This is a genomic window from Nocardia sienata NBRC 100364, from assembly GCF_001613205.1.
GTDB classification, from domain to species: Bacteria; Actinomycetota; Actinomycetes; order Mycobacteriales; family Mycobacteriaceae; genus Nocardia; species Nocardia sienata.
The window spans coordinates 1-20,536 of record NZ_BDBX01000019.1 but is presented as its reverse complement, the minus strand read 5'-3'; the positions used below and the strand labels follow the sequence as shown (position 1 = coordinate 20,536).

The 20,536-nt window shown below is 68.8% G+C and carries 20 protein-coding genes; 6 read left to right on the top strand and 14 right to left on the bottom strand.

Annotated features, from left to right (window positions below; genetic code table 11):
• Positions 1 to 62 precede the first annotated feature (62 nt).
• Positions 63 to 920 (top strand): LysR family transcriptional regulator, encoded by an 858-nt coding sequence (locus NS4_RS11695; protein ID WP_063059677.1) that lies wholly within the window; start codon positions 63 to 65, stop codon positions 918 to 920.
• Positions 921 to 1,146: 226 nt separating this feature from the next.
• Here NS4_RS11695 and NS4_RS11690 read toward each other — a convergent pair whose 3' ends face one another.
• From NS4_RS11690 to NS4_RS11670, 5 genes are all read right to left on the bottom strand, one after another.
• Positions 1,147 to 1,446: a hypothetical protein gene (locus NS4_RS11690; RefSeq protein ID WP_063059554.1), complete on the bottom strand. Its 300-nt coding sequence runs from the start codon at positions 1,444 to 1,446 to the stop codon at positions 1,147 to 1,149.
• A gap of 131 nt (positions 1,447 to 1,577) precedes the next feature.
• Complete coding sequence (locus tag NS4_RS11685) at positions 1,578 to 1,901, bottom strand: hypothetical protein (RefSeq protein ID WP_063059553.1); 324 nt, start codon at positions 1,899 to 1,901, stop codon at positions 1,578 to 1,580.
• 31 nt (positions 1,902 to 1,932) lie between these two features.
• Entirely contained in the window at positions 1,933 to 2,769 is an 837-nt protein-coding gene (locus NS4_RS11680; protein WP_063059552.1) for an SDR family oxidoreductase, read from the bottom strand.
• Positions 2,770 to 3,110: 341 nt separating this feature from the next.
• Positions 3,111 to 3,674 carry a hypothetical protein gene (locus NS4_RS11675; protein WP_157106010.1) on the bottom strand — a complete coding sequence of 188 codons (564 nt, stop codon included), beginning with the start codon at positions 3,672 to 3,674 and terminating at the stop codon, positions 3,111 to 3,113.
• Between the two features lie 263 nt (positions 3,675 to 3,937).
• The gene (locus tag NS4_RS11670; RefSeq protein WP_063059550.1) at positions 3,938 to 4,687 is read right to left on the bottom strand and encodes an AraC family transcriptional regulator; all 750 of its coding nucleotides are present in this window, start codon (positions 4,685 to 4,687) and stop codon (positions 3,938 to 3,940) included.
• 140 nt (positions 4,688 to 4,827) lie between these two features.
• Here NS4_RS11670 and NS4_RS11665 point away from each other — a divergent pair, with 140 nt between their 5' ends.
• Entirely contained in the window at positions 4,828 to 6,003 is a 1,176-nt protein-coding gene (locus tag NS4_RS11665; RefSeq protein WP_084487157.1) for an MFS transporter, read from the top strand.
• A 42-nt stretch (positions 6,004 to 6,045) separates the two neighbouring features.
• On the opposite strand, the gene gdhA is transcribed toward NS4_RS11665, so the two are convergent.
• The 3 genes from gdhA to NS4_RS11650 form a co-directional block, all read right to left on the bottom strand.
• Positions 6,046 to 7,395, bottom strand: coding sequence for an NADP-specific glutamate dehydrogenase (gene gdhA, locus NS4_RS11660; protein ID WP_063059549.1), 1,350 nt, complete (start codon positions 7,393 to 7,395; stop codon positions 6,046 to 6,048).
• A gap of 262 nt (positions 7,396 to 7,657) precedes the next feature.
• Positions 7,658 to 8,614, bottom strand: a complete 957-nt coding sequence (locus NS4_RS11655) for an electron transfer flavoprotein subunit alpha/FixB family protein (RefSeq protein ID WP_063059548.1) — start codon at positions 8,612 to 8,614, stop codon at positions 7,658 to 7,660.
• A 37-nt stretch (positions 8,615 to 8,651) separates the two neighbouring features.
• On the bottom strand, positions 8,652 to 9,437 hold the full coding sequence (locus NS4_RS11650; protein WP_063039853.1) for an electron transfer flavoprotein subunit beta/FixA family protein: 786 nt from the start codon (positions 9,435 to 9,437) through the stop codon (positions 8,652 to 8,654).
• 195 nt (positions 9,438 to 9,632) lie between these two features.
• Here NS4_RS11650 and NS4_RS11645 point away from each other — a divergent pair, with 195 nt between their 5' ends.
• Genes NS4_RS11645 through NS4_RS11635 form a run of 3 tightly spaced genes read left to right on the top strand, consistent with a single transcriptional unit; the run spans position 9,633 to position 13,203 of the window.
• On the top strand, positions 9,633 to 10,418 hold the full coding sequence (locus NS4_RS11645; RefSeq protein ID WP_063059547.1) for a class I SAM-dependent methyltransferase: 786 nt from the start codon (positions 9,633 to 9,635) through the stop codon (positions 10,416 to 10,418).
• Positions 10,415 to 11,953, top strand: a complete 1,539-nt coding sequence (locus tag NS4_RS11640; protein ID WP_063059546.1) for a 1,4-alpha-glucan branching protein domain-containing protein — start codon at positions 10,415 to 10,417, stop codon at positions 11,951 to 11,953. The genes NS4_RS11645 and NS4_RS11640 overlap by 4 nt, the downstream gene beginning before the upstream one ends.
• The gene (locus tag NS4_RS11635; RefSeq protein ID WP_063059545.1) at positions 11,950 to 13,203 is read left to right on the top strand and encodes a glycosyltransferase family 4 protein; all 1,254 of its coding nucleotides are present in this window, start codon (positions 11,950 to 11,952) and stop codon (positions 13,201 to 13,203) included. The genes NS4_RS11640 and NS4_RS11635 overlap by 4 nt, the downstream gene beginning before the upstream one ends.
• 221 nt (positions 13,204 to 13,424) lie before the next feature.
• On the opposite strand, the gene NS4_RS11630 is transcribed toward NS4_RS11635, so the two are convergent.
• Positions 13,425 to 14,735, bottom strand: a complete 1,311-nt coding sequence (locus NS4_RS11630) for an outer membrane protein assembly factor BamB family protein (protein WP_245665295.1) — start codon at positions 14,733 to 14,735, stop codon at positions 13,425 to 13,427.
• Between the two features lie 140 nt (positions 14,736 to 14,875).
• On the opposite strand from NS4_RS11630, the gene NS4_RS11625 reads away from it, so the two are divergent.
• Complete coding sequence (locus tag NS4_RS11625) at positions 14,876 to 15,625, top strand: acyltransferase (RefSeq protein WP_063059544.1); 750 nt, start codon at positions 14,876 to 14,878, stop codon at positions 15,623 to 15,625.
• Positions 15,626 to 15,632: 7 nt separating this feature from the next.
• Here the strand turns inward: NS4_RS11625 and NS4_RS11620 are convergent, their stop codons facing one another.
• The 5 genes from NS4_RS11620 to NS4_RS11600 all read right to left on the bottom strand — a co-directional run bounded on the left by NS4_RS11620 (position 15,633) and on the right by NS4_RS11600 (position 20,380).
• On the bottom strand, positions 15,633 to 16,181 hold the full coding sequence (locus NS4_RS11620) for a DUF1697 domain-containing protein (protein WP_063059543.1): 549 nt from the start codon (positions 16,179 to 16,181) through the stop codon (positions 15,633 to 15,635).
• Between the two features lie 154 nt (positions 16,182 to 16,335).
• Positions 16,336 to 17,700 carry a THUMP-like domain-containing protein gene (locus NS4_RS11615; RefSeq protein ID WP_063059542.1) on the bottom strand — a complete coding sequence of 455 codons (1,365 nt, stop codon included), beginning with the start codon at positions 17,698 to 17,700 and terminating at the stop codon, positions 16,336 to 16,338.
• Positions 17,700 to 18,680: a class I SAM-dependent methyltransferase gene (locus NS4_RS11610; RefSeq protein WP_063059541.1), complete on the bottom strand. Its 981-nt coding sequence runs from the start codon at positions 18,678 to 18,680 to the stop codon at positions 17,700 to 17,702. The genes NS4_RS11615 and NS4_RS11610 overlap by 1 nt, the downstream gene beginning before the upstream one ends.
• Before the next feature lie 72 nt (positions 18,681 to 18,752).
• Positions 18,753 to 19,535: an enoyl-CoA hydratase-related protein gene (locus NS4_RS11605; protein WP_063059540.1), complete on the bottom strand. Its 783-nt coding sequence runs from the start codon at positions 19,533 to 19,535 to the stop codon at positions 18,753 to 18,755.
• Between the two features lie 11 nt (positions 19,536 to 19,546).
• Positions 19,547 to 20,380, bottom strand: a complete 834-nt coding sequence (locus NS4_RS11600) for an NUDIX hydrolase (RefSeq protein WP_245665321.1) — start codon at positions 20,378 to 20,380, stop codon at positions 19,547 to 19,549.
• Between the last annotated feature and the right edge of the window lie 156 nt (positions 20,381 to 20,536).

Genomic DNA, 20,536 nt, shown 5'->3' with positions numbered 1-20,536 from the left:
CAGGGTTCAGGGCGCATAATTGAGATGACTCTTATCTGTTCTGGTCATGAATGGAGATCGAGGTGGAACTTCGCCAGCTCACGTACTTCGTCGCGGTGTGCGAGGAGCTCAGTTTCAGCCGGGCGGCGGCCCGGTGCTTCATCTCGCAATCGGCGATCAGCCATCAGATCGCCCGGCTCGAACACGACCTGGGCGTCCAGCTCTTCGAGCGTTCGACCCGTTCGGTCGTCCCCACCGACGCGAGCACGAGATTACTACCGCTGGCCAAGCAGATGCTAGGTCTGGAATCGGCCATCCGCGCCTCCATTCGTACCACCGGTCCACGTATCCGGCTCGCCGCGAACATGTCGTTCGCCACCCGGTCGCTGTCGGCCATCGCCGGCGCCCGCGAGGCACATCCCGGGGCGGAGATCGAATTCGTCATCAAGCCGTTCCGCCAGCGGGTCGCGGCCGTCGCGGACGGCGACTGTGACCTGGCGCTGATCCGCGGCAGTGTGCAGCAGGCCGGACTCGTCGTCGAACAACTGTGGGTGGAAGACCTCACCCTCGCCACCGCCCCCGCGCATCCGCTGGCCGGTCGCACCGACGTCACCCTCGCCGAGCTCAGCGCCTACCCACTGCTCCTCCCCCCGGAGTCCGAGCAGTTCCTCCTGCACAACGTCATCCGGTCCGCCTTCGCCGACCTTCCCACCGGTCCGACCTTCGGCCCGCCCATCCCGCCGGACCACACCGCGACGATGGAACTGATCAACCACCCCGATGCCTGGACGGTTCTCTACGCCAACAGTTCCACCGAGGGCATCGCCGTGCTGCCGCTGGCCGACCACCGCCTCCGCATCCCGGTGTCCGCCGTCCTGCGCGCCGACACCCGGCGCACCCCGATCCTCGATTCACTGCTCGACGGGTTGCACTGCGCATAGCGGCACTCCCGGCCGGGCACCGCAGTGCTGCCCGAACGCACTCGGCCCGGTACACGCGGGGTGGCGTACCGGGCCGGTGGGTCCCGGCAGCCGGGCAGTGGCCGCCGGGACCTCGGTGGCGTCGCCGGTTCGGCACCGCGGGCCACCGGTAACCCGAGTGGCGAGGGATCCGGCTCGGGTCGGTTCGTGGGGGCCGTCCGTAGACGGCCGGTACGATGCGGCGCGGTTACCGCTGCAGGCGGTGCTGCCGGAACACGGCACCCTCGGGCACCGCCTGAACCTCGCCGCTCTTCAGGATGATCACTCCGGGGCTACCCGGAGGCAGCCGATACCCCGGCAGTTCCCGCTCGATGTCCTCGCGCAGGATCACCCGGTCGACATCGGGCCGCTCCTGGCCGTTGATGACGATCTTCTTCTCGGGCCCCGGATCGGCGCCGGCCATCCCGGCTCCCGCCACGGCCGCGCCGCCGACCCCCGCAGCGCAGACCAACGCCGCGAAAACTCTACTCGCCGGTTTCGGATTCACTGTGAAACTCCTTGTCCCGCTGCTTTTTTCGTCGATCACATAGATCGAACCCCGGATAACGACGACAGTAGTTCGCCTCGCTGTGCGCAGGCTGGGGAGACAGCTGGGAGTCTGCTGGGAACCGGGCCGATTCAGTCGCCGCAGAACAGGCAGTCACAGGGCCGGCCCACCTCGCTGCCGTAGACGGCCAGGTGGCGCACCGGAGCCAGCACCGTTTCCGCGAGAGCCGGATCCAGGGACGGAGCCGACCGCGGGGACAGTTTCCCCCAGGCGGCCGGCGCCTCCTCGATGTCGTAGCGGACCACCGCGTCGACGAACAGGGTCCACAGGCAGTGGTCGGGGAAGGGGTTCAGACGCAGAACCCACCAGTGACCCACCACTTCGGCGGCCAACGGGAAACGCGCATGGCCGGTGCTGCGCCATGCGGGCCGGGCCAGTGCCTCGGGCTGTGCCATATCGCCGCCTCCGTGGGAAGTTCGCGCACCGCTATCCGGCGGGGGCACCGAACGCCTCGAGAATCGTCTCGATACGTTCCAGCGCAGCGTGTGCCATCACCGGATGCGTGGTCTCGTAGAGCTTTCCGGCCTCCACCGCGGCGAGCACGATCTCGGCGGCGCGGGCGGTGGGCAGCATTTCCTTCGCCATCTCGCCCACGGCCTCCATCATCGGCGCGAGCGCGGCCAGGACCTCCTCGGGCAGCGTCTCCGCCTCCGACGCCCCGCCTGCGGCCATCTCGGCCAGCCCCCGGAACATCCGGGTATCCACCGGACCCGGGCACACCACAGTGACCCCGATATTCGGCGCGAGGATGTCCAGTTCACCTCGCAGTGATTCCGAGATCGAGATGATCGCGCTTTTACTCGCCGCGTACGGCGCCCCGAACAGGCCGACGGTCAGCCCGGCCAGCGAAGCGGTGTTGACGATATGGCCGCCACCGCCGGCGATGAGATGCGGAGTGAACACATGGATACCGTTGACCACACCGCCCACGTTCACCGACCAGACCCGGTCCCATTCCGCGGGTGCGATATCCCAGCTCGGCCCGCCCGCACTCACCCCCGCATTGTTGACGACCAGGTCCACCCGGCCGAAGGTGGCCAGTGTCCGGTCGGCGAGGGCCCGGACCTGATCGATATCGGCGACATCGGTGGGCACGGCGAGCACCGGGTCACCGAGTTCGGCGGCGGTTCGCGCCAGTGTCTCGGCCTCGACGTCTGCCACCACAACTCGTAGCCCCCGATCGACCAGCGCGGCGGCCACGGCCCTGCCGATACCGTTCGCGGCTCCGGTGACCACCGCGACCTGCCCGGCTTCCAGCTTCATAGAACCTCCACTGCACCTTGTCCGCCCCGATGGCGGACGGCACCACCATCCTCACCCGCGCCCCGGACCACCACATCGGCCCACAGAGTGATTTCCCGGTCGGCACGGGTAGCAGCCATGCGGTGCGCACGATCCAGGAGTACGAGAAGGACTGTCGTACACGGGCTGCGGTGCGAGGGCCGCACCCGACACGCACCGGTGCAGCACCGCCCCACCGCGATCGACGGCCCCGATGGACCCGCCGACCCGCGCGACGCCCAACCCGCCGAGACAGGCTTGGGGCTACGAGCGCTTCCGAGAATCCGGCAGCCGGTGTCCGGTCACGCCGTGCGATCGGGCGATCATCGATCCCCGGATTCGGCGGCAGGCCCACCGGCCGGCGGAGGGAGGCACTTTTCGCCGCAGGCCAGTTCACGCGCGAGGCTTTCGTAGGAGAAATACGCGCGAGCCAATTGCCGCCGGTGTGCCGCCTGGGGCCCGTCCAGGATGTAGCGGTCGAATGAAATCGTGTACAGATACGCCAGGCGGCCGAATACCGCACCCAACCCCTCGTGATGTTCCACCGCACCGCTGCCCGGTTCACCGAGAACGCGGTGCGCCTCCAGGTCTATGACGAGAAGATGGCGCTGCGCGTCCTCCCAGGCGCCGGTGAACGGGTCGGCGGCGAGATCCATACCGGGCAGTTCCGGTTCGGACCGGCCCGGGATCCAGGTCATCGCCACCTCGTCCCAGTTCGGCCGTGTCGCCGCCAGACGGCGATGGGCGTCCACCAGGCCCGCGACCGAGACGAGTATGGGGCAGCCGAAATCGGCCGCTCCGGCGGTGCGGAATTCCGCCGCCCGGGCGAACACTGCCGAGACGGCTCGACTGTCCGGTAAGGGACCGAACCCCCTACGGCCGTACACAGTTCCCCATTTCCTGCCGCCGCGGCGGCCATTCTTGAATTGTCCGAATTCGGCGATCCCGGCCGATCGCCCCGCACTGTCGATTTATCGATCGGCGCGCACAGCTTAGCCAATTGTCGTGCTCGGAACAGCCATTCCATGACAGGTGTTCGACACGGAAACTGTTCCCGTACAGAACAATTGGAATAGACCGAACAGAAGCGCCGGCACGCGCCTCCTGTATTTCCATGCGTCGTACGCCTACACCGCGCCGAGATCCGCGGCTATTGGCCCTTGCCACGTCGGGAACCGCCCGGGGTGCGTCCGAACGCATGCCGGTACACATCGATGAAAGCGCTGGGCGAGGCCCAGCCACAGCGACCGGCCACCGCGGTCACCGAGTACCCCTCGGCGAGCAATCGCACTGCCCGGTGCAGCCGCAGGTGGGTCCGCCACTGCGGGTAGGTCATGGCGAACTCGGTCCGGAACAACCGGGTGAGGGTGCGCTCCCCGGCGCCCACGCGCCGGCCGAGTTCCGCCAGTGTCCAGGTGGTTTCCAGATCTGCCTCGACGAGAGCGCAGGCGCGCCGGAGGCGTTCGTCACCGGCGACCGGCAAGAGCAGGCGCTGTTGCGGCATCCGGCCCAGCTGGTCGAGCAGGACCTGCCGCAACCGCCCCAGTTCGTGGTCCGGCAATTCGCCCGGTGCGGAACAGGCGATGATCAGTTCGCGCACCAGCGCCGAGGTCGCGAGCACGACCGGCGCCTCCCGCTCGCCCTCCGGCGCGACCGGAAAAGCGATGCAGTGGAAACGAGTCGGGCCGTAGAAGTGGTGCTCGTGCCGGTGCCCGGCGGGAATCCAGATCGCGCGGTCCGGTGGCGCGATCCAGGTACCGGTATCGGTACGGACCTCCGCGGCACCGCCGCTGCAGTAGATCAGTTGATGGTCGGGATGGCTGTGCACCTCGATATGCGATCCCGCAGGCAGATCCCGAACGCGGGTGGGCGTGGGAACGATCCGGCGGGTTATCGACATATCTTGGCATCTTATCGGAAGAAGTCATGGCCGGTCGCTTCCTACGCTGATCCTCGATCGACGACCAGGAGGATCTCGCTGTGGACACCCCGACGACCGTCCCCGCGCCCGCCGCGGGTCCGGTGCAGGTATGGAACCGTATGCGGCACTGGGTCCTCGCGCATACGGTCGACGACTTCTACCAGGGGCTGATCCCCGCCAGTATCCCGTTCTTCGTCCTGGAACGCGGCTACAGCTACGTCGCCGCGTCCGGTCTCGCCCTGGCGGCCGCGCTGGGTAGTTCGCTGCCACAGCCGCTGCTGGGGGTGCTGGTCGACCGCCGGCCACTGCTGTGGCTCGCCCCGGCCGGGCTGCTGGTGGCCGGGGCCGGAGCCGGGCTGGCGGGTCTCGCACCGGCGTATCCGATGGTATGGCTGCTGATCCTCGTCTCCGGAATCGGTATCGCCGCTTTCCATCCCGCCGCCGGTCGGGACGCCCGCCGCGCGGCCGGGGACAGCACCGTGGCCATGAGCCTCTTCGCGGCCGGCGGTAGCGTCGGTTTCTTCCTGGCCCCGGCACTGGCCACGCCGCTGCTGTCCGCACTGGGCATCGGGGCCACCGCACTGTTCGTTCCGCCGGCGGTACTCACGGCCTACGCCCTGTGGCGGCACCAGACGCGGCGGACAGCCCACCTCCCGACTTCGCGTCTCACCGTCGGCCGCGACCGATGGGGCCCATTCCTCGTGCTGACCGTCGTCGCCGTCGTCCGCTCGGTCCTATTCCTCGGGATGAACACCTTCATTGCGCTGTACTGGATCGGATACCTGGGCGCCGACCGCGTACTGGGTGGCGTCGCGCTCACCACTTTCCTGGTCGGCGGCGTGGTGGGCACCGTATCCGGCGGGCGCATCGCGGACCGGATCGGTATGCGGGCGACCGTCCGGCTCGGTGGCGCGGTCGCGGTTCCGGCGCTGGTCGCCCTGCGCCTGTGCGGCGACCCGCGGCTCGCGCTGGTGCTGGTGGCGCTGGCCGGGGTGGCCGCCAACCTACCGTTCGCGGTGCTGGTCAAACTGGGACAGGACTACCTCCCGGCCCGGCCCGGCACCGCGGCCGGGGTCACACTCGGTATCGCGGTGAGCGCGGGCGGGCTGTTCATGCCCGTACTCGGCGGCATCGCCGACCGGCACGGGCCGCAGGCCGTGCTGACCGCGCTCTGCGTCGTTCCGGCGCTCGCCGCCGCGCTCGCGTTCGCGCTGCCGCCGGCCGAGGGCACCGACCACCGGGGTCGCCGGCCTCGCCGCGGCGCCGACGCCCCCGACCCGGGAATTCCTGGATGATTCCTGCGGCCGATCCCGACCGCTGCGCGGACGGGCGTGGTCTCAGATGACGCCGAGGGCGAGCATCGCGTCCGCGACCTGGATGAATCCGGCGATATTCGCGCCCGCGACGTAATCACCGGGAGAGCCGTATTCGTCGGCAGTCTCCAGACAGCGGTCGTGCACGCCTCGCATGATCTCGGCGAGACGGTCTTCGGTGTGCTCGAACGACCACGAATCCCGGGAGGCGTTCTGCTGCATCTCCAACGCACTGGTCGCCACACCCCCCGCGTTGGCGGCCTTACCCGGTGCGAAGACGATCCCGCGCTCGGCGAACACCCGCACGGCTTCCGGAGTGCACGGCATATTCGCGCCCTCGGCGACGATCATGGCACCGTTGTCTGCGAGGGCGACCGCGTCCCGGCCGTTCAGTTCGTTCTGAGTAGCGCACGGCAGCGCGATATCGCAGGGCACTTCCCACACCGAACCCGTTTCGATGAATGCGGCCGAGACCCCGGCTTCGTCGGCATAGCTCCCGATCCGGGCCCGCCGCCGCTCCTTCACGTCTTTGAGGAGCTCGAGATCGATACCTTTCTCGTCGACGATGTAGCCGCCGGAATCGGAGCAGGCGACCACTGTGCCGCCGAGTTGTTCGACCTTCTCGATCGCGTAGATGGCGACATTGCCGGAACCGGAGATGACGACCCGTTTGCCCTCGAAGCTGTCGCCGCGCGCCCGCAGGATCTCGTTGACGAAGAAGACGACACCGTACCCGGTGGCCTCGGTCCGGACCCGGGACCCGCCCCAGGCCAGGCCTTTCCCGGTGAGCACGCCGGATTCGAAACGGTTGGTGATGCGTTTGTACTGACCGAACAGGTAGCCGATCTCGCGTCCGCCGACACCGATATCACCGGCCGGTACGTCGGTGTACTCCCCGATATGGCGATAGAGCTCGGTCATGAACGCCTGACAGAAGCGCATCACCTCGCCCTCGGAGCGGCCTTTCGGATCGAAGTCGGAGCCGCCCTTTCCGCCGCCGATGGGCATACCGGTCAGCGAGTTCTTGAAAGTCTGCTCGAAGCCGAGGAATTTGACGATCCCGAGGTAGACGCTGGGGTGGAACCGCAACCCGCCCTTGTACGGTCCGAGTGCGGAATTGAATTCGACCCGGAATCCGCGGTTGATCTGGACCCGGCCCATATCGTCGACCCAGGGCACCCGGAAGATGATCTGGCGCTCCGGCTCGCACAGGCGCCGCAGCACCGCGGCGTCGGTGTAGGCGGGATGTTTGGCCACCACCGGACCGAGACTGTCCAGCACCTCGTGTACCGCTTGGTGGAACTCGGTCTCACCAGGGTTGCGCTGAAGTACCTCGGCATAGATGTCTTGGAGTTTCTCGTCCAGAATGGCCATCGATCCGGTCCCTCTTTCCTCATCGGTCCCCCGGCTGTATCCCGCATCCGTTCAGGGGGCTTTATGCCGAATCTATCCCCAACCGGCCAGGGGCCGGCCGGCCGGGCCGCGGCCCCTCGCGTCCGCCGCCCACGGGAATCGGCCGCTACGGCGGCCGGGGCACCGGCAGTGGATACGTGCCCGAATATGTGCCCGGAGGTGTCCGCGCAAAAAACGTCCGGCCGGTAAACCGGCCGGACGTTCTCCGCGAAGCGCGCCGGAATCAGCCCTTGTGCTTCTTGACCTCTTCGGTCAGCTGCGGGGCGACATTGAACAGATCGCCCACGATGCCGTAGTCGGCGATCTCGAAGATCGGGGCTTCCTCGTCCTTGTTGACCGCGATGATGGTCTTGGACGTCTGCATACCGGCCCGGTGCTGGATGGCGCCCGAGATACCCAGGGCGACGTAGAGCTGCGGGGAGACCGTCTTACCGGTCTGACCGACCTGGAACTGGCCCGGGTAGTAACCCGAGTCGACCGCGGCACGGGAGGCGCCGACAGCCGCGCCGAGCGAATCGGCGAGGGCTTCGACCACGGAGAAGTTGTCGGCCGAACCGACACCGCGGCCACCGGAGACGACGATGTTCGCCTCGGTGAGTTCCGGACGGTCACCGGCGACCACGGGCTCGCGGCTGGTGACCTTGACGACGCCTTCTTCCTGCGCGGGGACCTCGACGGTGACCTTCTCGCCGGCGCCGGCCGAGGGCTTGGCCTCGATCGAACCCGGGCGCACCGAGATGACCGGCACATCGCCGGTGGCCTGCGCGTCGACGGTGAACGCGCCACCGAAGATGCTGTGCACGGCCGTACCGTCGGCCTTCACGTCGATGACGTCGACCAGCAGACCCGAGCCGATGCGGGCGGCGAGCCGGCCGGAGACCTCTTTGCCCTCCGCGGTGGCGGCGACCAGCACGGCGGCCGGGGAAGCGGATTCGACGAGGCCGGCCAGTACGTCGACCTTCGGGGTGACCAGGTAGTTCTCCACGTCATCGGATTCGGCGACGTAGATCTTGGCGGCGCCCGCGGCGGCCAGGGCGTCCGACAGCTTGTCCGCGGTGCCGGGCGCGCCCAGCACCACCGCGGCCGGTTCGCCCAGGGCGGCGGCGGCGCTCAGCAGTTCGGTGCTGACCTTCTTGACCGCGCCTTCGGCGTGCTCGACGAGCACAAGTACTTCTGCCATTTGTCTGTTCTCCTAGAAGTTGCTGCGGGTGCGGGTCTCAGATGATCTTCTGGCCGACCAGGTACTGGGCGATCTTGGTGCCGCCGTCGCCCTCGTCGGTGATCTTCTCGCCCGCGGTACGCGGCGGCTTCGGGGTGGACGCGGTGACCTTGCTGCCCGCGTTCTCGACGCCCACGGTCGACGGGTCGATGCCCAGATCTTCCAGGGTGAAGGTCTGCACTTCCTTCTTCTTCGCGGCCATGATGCCCTTGAAGGAGGGGAAGCGCGGCTCGTTGATCTTCTCGGTGACGCTCACGATTGCCGGCAGCGTGGCCTCCAGCTTGAAGACACCGTCGTCGGTTTCCCGCTCACCGGTGATCTTCTCGCCGTCGACGGTCAGCTTGCGCAGGTGGGTGAGCTGCGGGATGCCCAGGTACTCGGCGATGATGGCCGGGACGGCGCCGGCGCGGCCGTCGGTGGCCTCGTTACCGGCGATGACGAGTTCGACACCCTCGACCTGGCCCAGCGCACCGGCCAGCACCCACGCGGTCTGCACGGCGTCGGAGCCGTGGATGGCCGGGTCGTTGATGTGGATTGCCTTGTCGGCGCCCATGGACAGGGCCTTGCGGATGGCCTCGGTGGCGCGATCGGGACCGGCGGCCAGCACGGTGACCTCGCCACCCTGGGCCTCCTTGATCAGGAGGGCTTCCTCGACGGCGCGCTCGTTGATCTCGTCGAGCACCGCGTCGGCGGCTTCACGGTCGAGGGTGAAGTCACCGTCGGTCAGTTTGCGCTCGGACCAGGTATCGGGCACCTGCTTGATGAGTACGACGATATTCGGCATCGGTCTTCGTCGACCTCCTGTTCTGGTTACCTGTATTGGCGGTCGCACGATCTCCAGCGGCCGTACGTCCATGTGAGTAGCTCAGGCCGAGACATTACCCTACGTTAAGTTACCCGTGGGTAACTTACGCCGCAAGCCACTCCGAGGCCCCACCGGGCGTCTCCCGTACCGGGCCGTACCAGTAACCTCGTCGCAATGAGCGAGGCTGTGATTCCCGCCGCACCGGCCACCGACGACGCACCGGAGCCGCTGCCGTTGACCGGCGAGCGCACGGTGCCGGGTATCGCGGAGGAGAACTACTGGTTCCGCCGGCACGAGATCGTCTACGACCGGCTGCTGCCGCGTTGCGCGGACAAGATCGTCCTGGAGGCGGGATCGGGCGAAGGCTACGGCGCGAATATGATCGCCGCGGTCGCGAAAGCGGTGGTGGGCCTGGACTACGACCGGACCGCCGCGGCGCATGTACGCACCCGCTACCCGGCGGTCCATATGGTCCGCGGCAATCTCGCCGCGCTCCCCCTCCCGGAATCCGCGGTGGACGCGGTGGTCAATTTCCAAGTGATCGAACACCTCTGGGATCAGGCGGAGTTTCTCCGCGAATGCCTGCGAGTCCTGCGCCCCGGCGGGGAACTGCTCATCAGCACCCCGAACCGGATCACCTTCTCGCCCGGTCGCGATACCCCGCTCAACCCCTTCCACACCCGCGAACTGAACGCGGCCGAACTCACCGAACTCCTCGAAGCGGCCGGGTTCCGGGTGGAGCTGATGACCGGCGTGCACCACGGGCCGACACTGCGCGCGCTCGACGCCAAGCACGGCGGCTCGTTCATCGATGCCCAGATCGAACGCGCCCTGGCCGGTGAACCCTGGCCCGCCGAACTCACCGCCGATGTCGCCGGGATCACCGTCGACGATTTCGCGCTGACCCCCGAAGCCATCGACACCAGCCTCGATCTCGTCGCGCTCGCGGTGAAGCCTTGAGCGGCAAGCGAACCGACGCGGTACCCGGACAGTTCACGCTGGTCCTGCACTCCCATCTGCCCTGGCTCGCCCACCACGGCCGCTGGCCGGTCGGCGAGGAGTGGCTCTACCAGTCCTGGGCCGCGTCCTACCTCCCCGTCGTCGACGTCCTGCGCACGCTGGCCGCCGAGGGCCGATCGCATCTGCTGACCCTCGGGATCACCCCGGTGCTTGCCGCCCAGCTCGACGACCCCCATTGCTTGGCGGGTATGCACCACTGGCTGGGCAATTGGCAGTTGCGGGCCGACGAGGCCGCGAAGGCCGGAAACCGCGCACTCGGCGCGCACGAACACCGGCTGGCGGCCGCGGCACTGGCCGAATTCGAGCGGAACTGGCGGCACGGCGCCGCGCCGGTCTGGCGCCAACTGCTCGACGGCGATGTCATCGAACTGCTGGGCGGGCCGCTGGCGCACCCGTTCCAACCGCTGCTGGACGAGCGGCTGCGCGAGTTCCAGCTCCGCGAGGGCCTCACCGACGCCCGGCTGCGCTGGGGGCACGCCCCGTCCGGGATCTGGGCGCCGGAATGCGGCTTCACTCCCGGGATGGAACAGGTCTACGCGGACGCGGGTGTGACGCATTTCATGGTCGACGGGCCCGCGCTGCGCGGCGATACGACCCTGGGCCGCCCGGTGCGCGAATCTCCGGTCCTGGCGTTCGGCCGCGATCTCACGGTCAGCTACCGGGTGTGGTCGCCCAAATCGGGTTACCCGGGACACGGGGCCTATCGGGATTTCCATCATTACGATCACGCGACCGGACTCAAACCCGCCCGGGTCACCGGGAAAACCGTGGCCGGGCCGGACAAGGCCCCCTACGATCCCGACCTCGCCGCCGCGCAGATCGGCCGCGACGTCGAGGACTTCGTGCAGACGGTGCGGGAACGGCTGATCGCCGAATCCGCGCGGATCGGGCGCCCGGCGCTGGTGGTCGCCGCATTCGACACCGAACTCTACGGACACTGGTGGCACGAAGGCCCGCAGTGGCTGGCGCAGGTGCTGCGGGCACTGCCGGAAGCCGGGATCACCGTCGGCACCCTGGCCGACGCGCGCGACCGCGGTTTCGTCGGAGACCCGGTTCCGCTCGCCGATTCCTCCTGGGGATCCGGGAAGGACTGGCGGGTCTGGGCCGGCGATCAGGTCCGCGATCTGGTGGAGCTGAACTCCGAGATCGTCCGGCTCGCGCTGGATACCGCCGACAAGATGCGCGCCGGCGCGCCGACCGGCCGCGATCCGGTGGCCGACCAGCTACTACGCGAAGCGATCCTGACCGTGTCCAGCGACTGGGCGTTCATGGTCAGCAAGGACTCCGCCGCCGGTTACGCCCGCGACCGAGCCCATCAGCACGCGCACGCGGTACGTGAGATCGCCGGTGCGGTCGAAGCCGGTCAACTCGCCAGAGCGCACGAGCTGGCGGCAGGATGGGCTGTGGCCGACGGCGTGTTCCCGGCCCTGGACGCGCGTAGGCTACGCGTCACCCCTGCAGAAGGACCGCGATGAAAATCTTGATGGTGTCGTGGGAGTACCCACCGGTGGTCGTCGGCGGGCTGGGCAGACATGTCCATCACCTGGCGACATCGCTGGCCGCGGCCGGTCACGAAGTGGTGGTACTCGCCCGGCGGCCCACCGGCACCAGCCCGGCCACCCACCCCACCCATTCGTTCATCGCCGAGGGCGTGCTGGTGGTGGCGGTCGCCGAGGACCCGCCGATCTTCGATTTCGGCGAGGATATGCTCGCCTGGACCCTGGCCATGGGGCATGCGATGGTGCGCGCCGGGGTCGCACTGGACAAACCGGGAATCGGCGAGGGCTGGACACCGGATGTGGTGCACGCGCACGACTGGCTGGTCGCCCATCCCGCGATCGCGCTGGCGGAGTACTACGACGTTCCGCTGGTGTCGACCATCCACGCCACCGAAGCCGGCCGGCACAGCGGCTGGGTCGCCGGCCGGGTCAACCGGCAGGTGCATTCGGTGGAGTGGTGGCTGGCCAACGAATCCGATGCGCTGATCACCTGCTCCTCCTCGATGAAGGACGAGGTGGAGCGGCTCTACCGCCCCGACCGGATCCCGGTGCACGTGATCCGGAACGGAATAGATGTGGGGGCGTGGACATTCCGCACCCGCTCACCGCGCAGCGGCCCGCCCCGGCTGCTCTACGTGGGACGCCTCGAATACGAGAAAGGCGTGCAGGACGCCATCGCCGCCCTGCCCCGTATCCGCCGGGCCCATCCCGGGACCGTCCTCACCGTGGCCGGGGTCGGGACCCAGTTCGAATGGCTCCGCGAACGGGCCCGGGCGCACCGGGTGGCGCGCGCGGTGCACTTCACCGGGCAACTCGATCACGCCGAACTGCTCGGCTGGCTGCACGGCGCCGACGCGATCGTGCTGCCCAGCCGCTACGAGCCGTTCGGGATCGTGGCACTCGAGGCCGCCGCGGCCGGGACCCCGCTGGTCACCTCGACCGCCGGCGGACTCGGTGAGGCCGTGATCGACGGAGTCACCGGGGCGTCCTTCGAACCGGCCGATGTGAACGGCCTGGTGGACGCGGTGATCTCGGTACTCGACGATCCGGTGGCCGCCCAGGATCGGGCGTTCGCCGCGCGGGAGCGGCTGACCGCCGATTTCGCCTGGGATGTGGTGGCGGCCGAAACAGCCGGTATCTATTCGGACTCGAAACGGCGGGTGCGCAATCCACTCGGCCGCCCGGTGATCGTGGAACGCCCGCTGCCGGAACGGGATCCGAAGTAACCCGAGCGTGCGCACCGCACCCCGCTCACCTGGTCCACGGAGGTCGTCGGGCGTAACCGTAACTCGTCTCGCCGGGGTATTCGCCGAGCGCGCGGCGTCGACGATCGCGCCGCTGGGGTGACGGCGGGAGCGACGATTCGTCCCCACGCGGTGTGCGTCGCCGGAGAAGTTCGCGACGTCCGCGCACGAGCGACCCGCGCCCAGGTGGTGGCGCCGACGTCTCAGTCGTTCTCCGCGAAGGCGAAGATCTCCCCGATCCGGGTGGCGACCACGACCTCGCCCTCGGCGCCCACCGCGGTACCGGTGGTGGTGCCCTGGGCTCCCGGCAGGACATCGGAGTCGAGGGTGGCGCCCGTACCGGTATCGAAGGTGATCAGGTTCAGCCCGGTCCCGATGGCGGCGGTGACGTAACCGATCCCGCCCGCGGTCTGCACCGGGCTGCCCCGCAGCGCCAGATCCTTACGCTCCCAGACTCGTTCGAAACTGTCGCCGGTGTCGCGCAGGGCGAGCAGATAGCCGTCGTCACCGGCGGGCACGACCAGGCCGTCGTCGGAGACCGAGATCCCGCGGCGCGGCTCCCAGTCCAGCTGCGCCTCCCATTTCGGAGTGCCGTCGGCGGTGTTCACCGCGATCAGGCGTTTGCTGTTGTCACCGACGTAGAGCGTCGCGCCGTCGGCGGACAGGGCCGGATCGGTGGCACTGCCACCGGCCAGGATCTCCCGGCTCCACTCCTGCCGGACCTTTCCGTCGGCATAGCGCAGCGCGACGAGGGCAGCCTTGGACTCGCCGGGCTTGCGGACCGTCGCATAGATCCGCCCGGTATCGATATCCATCGCCGCCACCGTGGCGACCGCGCAGTCCGGTCCGCCGGTATGGCAGTCCTCCAGGCCGGCACCGGCCGGCGGCCAGTCCAGATTCGGTGACTGCAGGAAATCGGGCTGCGGCAGCAACTGCTGGGTGGGGACCATCCGCTTGCCGGTCTGCCGTTCCAGCACGTCGACCTGGCCGGACTGGGTGATCACCAGCAGATGCCCGTCACCGGTGAACTGCATTCCGATCGGCACGCCCGCCACCGGCGTCCGCCAGCGCGGCTGCCCGAGGAAATTATCCGATTCCACGCCGCTGTCGAGGCCGACGTACACATTGTTCGCGCCATCGAGCAGGGTGGGCGAGTAGACGGCGTTCGGCCCCAGCGGATTACAGAAACGCTTACGTCCCGTGGGCATCTGGTAGGAGAAGATGTCGCATTTCGCGTCGGTGCGGCTGGTGACGAAGATCTGCCCGTCCGACCCCACCGTCACCGGCTGCACGACCGGTCCACCCACCGGCCGCGACCACTGCAGGCTCAGCGCCTGCGAACCGGTCACCGGGGTGGTGCCGCTGTTGCGGCTCTCGTGCCCCGGCGCGGGCCAGCCCAGGCCGCGGCCGACGGTGATGTCGTCGACATCGGTACCGCAGGCGGTGAGCACCCCCAGAGCGGCCACCGCCGCCGCAAGCCAGGACACGGTCCGTACGCCGCTGCCGATACGCACCTGCTGGTCTCCTCTGTCGTCCTGTCTCCCCGGGCCCACGTGTGTGGAAGATTAACGGAAGGGTATAGGCCGGGGCTCCCGAGCACGAAAGTAGGCTGTCCGGCAGTACTGGGCAGCACAGGATACGAGGAGAAACGTTCGTGACGAGCATGTGGGGCGCACCGCTGCGCTCACGCTGGCAGGGCTCCCGGCGCAGCGACCGGCGGCAGGCCCGGTTCCTCACCCTGGACTCGCTGCGCTGGGTGCTGGCCAACCGCGCCTACACACCCTGGTACCTGGTCCGCTACTACCGGCTGTTCAAGTTCCGGCTCGCCAACCCGCACGTGATCCTGCGAGGCATGGTGTTCCTCGGGCGCAATGTGGAGATCCACGCGACCCCCGAACTCGGCCGGCTCGAGATCGGGCGCTGGGTCCATATCGGTGACGGGAACGCCATCCGCTGCCACGAGGGCTCGCTGCGGATCGGCGACAAGGTGGTGTTCGGTAAGGACAATGTCGTCAACACCTACCTCGATATCGAGATCGGCGAATCCACGCTGGTCGCCGACTGGTGCTACATCACCGACTTCGATCACCGCATGGACGACATCACCCTGCCGATCAAAGACCAGGGCATCGTGAAGAGCCCGGTCCGGATCGGCCCTGACACCTGGATCGCGGCCAAGGTCACCGTGCTGCGGGAGACCCGGGTCGGCCGCGGCTGTGTGCTCGGCGCGCACGCCGTGGTCAAGGGTGAGATCCCGGATTACAGCATCGCGGTCGGCGCACCGGCGCGGGTGGTGAAGAACCGGAAATCCACCTGGGAGGCCGGTGCGGCCCAGCGGGCGGCGCGGGAGGCGGCGCTGGCCGATATCGCCCGGAAGAAGAGCGGCGTCGCGCAGGAGGCCTGAGCCGCCGCTACTTCACCGCATCGATCTTCTTGACCACCCGCTGCACCGTCAGCCAGGTGCGGGTGGTGATGTCCTTGCCGTAGGCGCGCTCGAGCCACGCCATGAAATTCGGCGTTTTCGGCGTGCTGTTGTCGATGACCGCGAGGAAGACCCGGGCCGGCTCGTCGTAACCGATGACCGTGGTGAGCGGGTCGCCGTCGGCCGGCGCGATGGGTGGTGCCTCGCCGGTTCTCTTGAAGAAGGTGGCGGTGAGGTAGGTGCCGCGGCCGTGGGTGAAACCGGCGAACGGGTCGCGTTCGAGAAGATCCCGCAGTTCGGACTCGCTGCGAATGATCGTGCCGCCCGGAATACCGAGTTCGGCGTTCAGCGCCTCTTGGACACGATCCTCGAGTTCGGCGATATCGGTATCCGCGGTGGCGAAGACGATATTGCCACTGGACAGCACAGAGGACACCGATTCGAATCCGAGCCCGCTGAACACGCCGCGCAGGTTGTCGTTGCTCATGTTCGGATTGCTGGGCATGATCCCCCGCAGCAGTGCGGCGTACATGGTCATGGAGCGACCGTACCCCGGCGCTCCGACACCGGCCCACGATCCGGCCCGGCTGCCCGGAGAACCATCGGGCGGGACTCGGGGACTGTGCCGCGAACGTACGCGCCACCGCGCTACGTCGAACTTCCGTAGGCCGTTGCGAGCCCCCATCATCCGCTCAGGCCCGCGAAGCCTCACACAGGAAAACAGTTGCCGCGGTGCCGATGCGGGTGATCACGAGCGAATAGGGCCGGGATCCGGTGAGCTTCAGGCGTCGCCGGAGAACATCGGGATCGATATCCACACCGCGGACCAGAATCTCCAGTGGCCCGCAGTCGCGGCGGCGCAGTTCGGCCCGCAAAATCTTCTCCCGCAGCACACAGCGGTCGAGAATCCGGAAGCCGCGCACCCCCGCGGGGGGACGGTCGCCGGTCAGGTAGGCGATCCGCGAATCCAGTTGCCACAGACCGTGGCGGGCCGCGTAGTGCCGGACCAGCCCGGCGCGGACCACCGCACCGTCGGGGTCCACGATCCACTCCCCCGGCTCACGCTCCGGGATTTCGTCCGGGTCGGCGTCGGTGAGGGTGGTCGCCGTACCCGACGAGGTGAGGACGGTGGCCCGGCGGCCGACACCGGGCTCACACAGACCCGCCGACCACAGGCACGCTTCCCGGACCCCTCCGTCCAGCGATACGACCTCGATCTCACCGTCCCAGCCCAGCCGGTCGAAATCCAGTCCGGGAGCACATTTCACGACCAGATCACGGCCCGCGTACACCGACAGCAGATCCGGGAGCGGCGGTTGCAGCGCGGCCGGATCGTGGGTGCGTCTCCCATCGGCCCGCCGGCCCGGATCGGCCACGACGACCGTGCCGGTCGTGCACGGGGCCAGGGCGTCGGCGCGCACGAGCACGGTGTTCCGCGGCATCGCCCACGTCGGCGTGAGGTGGGGCGCTGGTGAGCTGTGTTCATCCACCTGCGCCGCGGCACCGCGGGAGCCGAACCCTCGTAACCCCGATTCGCCACCCCTGCGCTCTGTCGCTTCGGCTGCGCCGGCCACAGCGGTTCCTTCGTGGGGCGCGGGGGAGGCTGTCGCGGGAGCAGCCGGAGCCGGGACCGGGTGGGTCAGATTGTGCCGGGCCATGGCGAGCCGGATCGGGTCCAGATCGCTACCGACCACCCGCGGGCACACCCGGGCCAGTTCGGCCAGTTCCGCGCCGATCGAGCAGGTGACGTCGTGGACATCGCGACCCGCCAGCCGGCCGGCGCGGTGACGGGCGACCAGGGTGGGAGTGGCCTGTTGTACCGCGTCGTCGGTCAGCAGCCAATCCTGCGCACCGGACAATTTGGCCGCGGCCCGGCGGCGCAGACGGACGGTCTCGATGAGCGCCGGGGCGCGGTCACCGTAAGCCCGGCGCACCGCGGCCACATCACGTAGTTGCGAGGCGGAGCCGAGTTCCAGCTTCGCCACCTCGGCCAGCGCGGCCGTACCGTCGGCCGAGCCGAGATAGCCGATATCGGCCGCGCTGAAGCCGTACCCCACTATTTCCCGGCGGCGGCCGGTTTCACTCCGGTGATCATGGCGTTGTAGAAGAACTGCCGCGGCACCACCCGCCGCATCACGTTCTCGTCCACCCAGCTCAGCCCGAGCCAGGCGCGATACATCGCCATCCGGTAGCCGAAGGTGAGCTTCTCGTCCGGAACGGCCGCCTCGAAGGTCCGCACCGGCCAGCCCCACAACGCGGCGGCGAATTCCTCGGTATGCGCGGCCACGTCCACGGCGCCCGCCGAGCGCGCCATATCCTCGAGCTGGGTCGGGTCGAAGGTGTGCAGGTCGACCACGGCCTCCAGCGCCGCGGCCCGCGACGACTCGTCCAGCTCCTCCTGGGGGCGACGCCAGTCCCGCAGGAACGGGAGTCTGGTGACGGCGGTGGTCGCCTTCCAGGTGATGTTGCCCAGGTTGCGGGCATAGAAATTGCCGATGGTGGTGGGTTCGCCCGCGAAGACGAAACGGCCGCCCGGTTTCAGCACCCGCAGGCATTCCCGCAGTGACTGCTCCACATCCGGGATATGGTGCAGCACCGCGTGTCCGACGACCAGGTCGAAGGTGTCGTCGTCGTAGGGGATGGTCTCGGCGTCGGCCACCCGGCCGTCCACATCCAGGCCCAGGCGCTCGGCATTGCGCAGCGCGACCTTCACCATGCCGGGCGACAGATCGGTGACCGAACCGCTCTTCGCGATCCCGGACTGCATGAGGTTCAACAGGAAGAAACCGGTACCGCAGCCCAGTTCGAGAGCACGCTCGTACGGCAACTCCGCATCGGTGCCTACCGCGGCGTCGAACCGGCCGCGGGCGTAATCGATACAGCGTTCGTCATAGGAGATCGACCATTTGTCGTCGTAGGTCTCGGCTTCCCAGTCGTGATACAGCACCTGGGCGAGCTTGGTGTCCTCGAATGCAGCTTCGACCTCCGCGGCGGTGGCGTGCGGATGGGGTGCGGGGTCGTCGGGGCGTACCGTCATGATCGGAGAGCCTAATGGGTGCTGTCCGGCCTTTCGATACCGCCGGGTAGGTCTTGGTGGCCCGCGACTCGTTCAGCGCCCGGTGAATACGGCCGACCCCGGCCCGTCGCGCAGGTAGGAACGGGTTCCAATACGCTGATCCTCGGTATCGAACAGCTGCGCCCACTCGGTGCGGGCCTGTTCGTGCCCGTGCGGGCCCGCCTCGAACACCGCCTTGGCGGCGGCCAGCGCCCGCGCCGGACCGTCGATGAATCGGCGGGCCCAGTCGATCGCCGCCCCCAGCACATCGTCGGGTGCGACCACCTCGTCCACCAGACCCAGTCGCGCGGCCTCGTCCGCTTCCACGAAACGCCCGCTGTACACCAGATCCTTCGCCGCCCCGGGGCCGATCAGCAGCGACAGCCGCCGGATCCCGGCGAGCGGGATGAGGCCCGCATCGATCTGCGGGAATCCGAGCTTCACATTGTCGCCGATGATCCGCCGGTCCGCTCCCAGCGCCAGCTCCAGCCCCGACCCGAGGGCGTAGCCGCTGATCGCGGCGACCGTGGGCTGCCCGACCGCGGCCAGGCAGCCCAGCGCCGTCTGCAGATCAGCGGCCATGGCGGCGGCCTGTTCGGCCGGCAGCTCGGCGAGCTCGGCCAGGTCGTCACCGGCGCAGAACACCCGCTCGTCGCCGTAGACCACCAGCGCCGCGATCTCCGGATCGGCGCCGCAGGCGGCCGCCGCCTCCGCGATCTCCCGGATCAGCTGGGTATCGAACAGATTCATCGGCGGGCGGGCGATACGGAGCACCGCCACACCACGTCCGGACCCACTCGCGTCGCCGGCACGGGACAGGGATACGAATTCCGCCATGGACGGTTACGCTACCGGCCGCCGGCGGCGCCGCCCGCATTCCCGGAGCCGCCCAGCAGCGACGGATCGGTATCGCGCATTCCCTTGGACCCGACCAGCCGCGACGGGTCCGGCAGATCGGCGAAGTAGCGCATATTGTCCGGGAACTGCAGTAGCTGCTTACCGTCGACCTCACCGAACACCGGCTGGATCGGATCGATCGGCGGCTCGGCCGCCAGGATCTGCCCGGTATCGGAATAGCCGGCCAGCGACGTCAGCTGCGACCAGGTCGGCGGCAGCAGCACATGCTCGCCCGCCCGCCACGTCTGCAGCGCCGCCGCCGGAGTGGACCACAGCACCAGATCGGTTTCGGTGGTCGCGCCGTCGGCCAACTGGCCCTCGGGCAGCACCGCCACGAAGAAGTTGGTGTCGTAGCGGCGGCGCTCCACCGTCGGAGTGATCCAGCGCGACCACGGCCGCAGCAGATCGGCACGCAACACCAGCCGCTGCTGTGCCAGGAATTCCGACAGGGTCAGCTCCCGGCCCTCGATCCGCTCCCGCTCCCTGCGATAACCGGTGGTATCGGCGACGACCGTATCGGCGGTGGGACCGGCCAGCAGCACCCCGCACTCTTCGAAGGTTTCCCGCACCGCCGCACAGACCAGCGCCTTGGCCCGGGCCTGCGACACCCCGAACCGCTCCCCCCACCAGCGCGGCGACGGCCCGGCCCAGTCGATCGCCACCTCGGCGTCGACGGGATCCACCCGCCCACCTGGGAAAGCGGTCATCCCGGCGGCGAAATCCATCGCCCCGGCCCGCTGCTGCAGGAAAACCTCCGGACCGGCGGCGCCGTCACGCACCAGCATCACGGTCGAGGCGTCCTTGGCCTCGGGCACCCCCGCCGAATCCGGCACAGTCGTCTCACTCACCTCTCGCACACTAGCTGTGGTGGCGGAGCGCCGGTGCGCGGGGATGAGGCGGGCGGGTGAGTTGGCGAAGGTGAGAGATGTAGACCTGCTCGT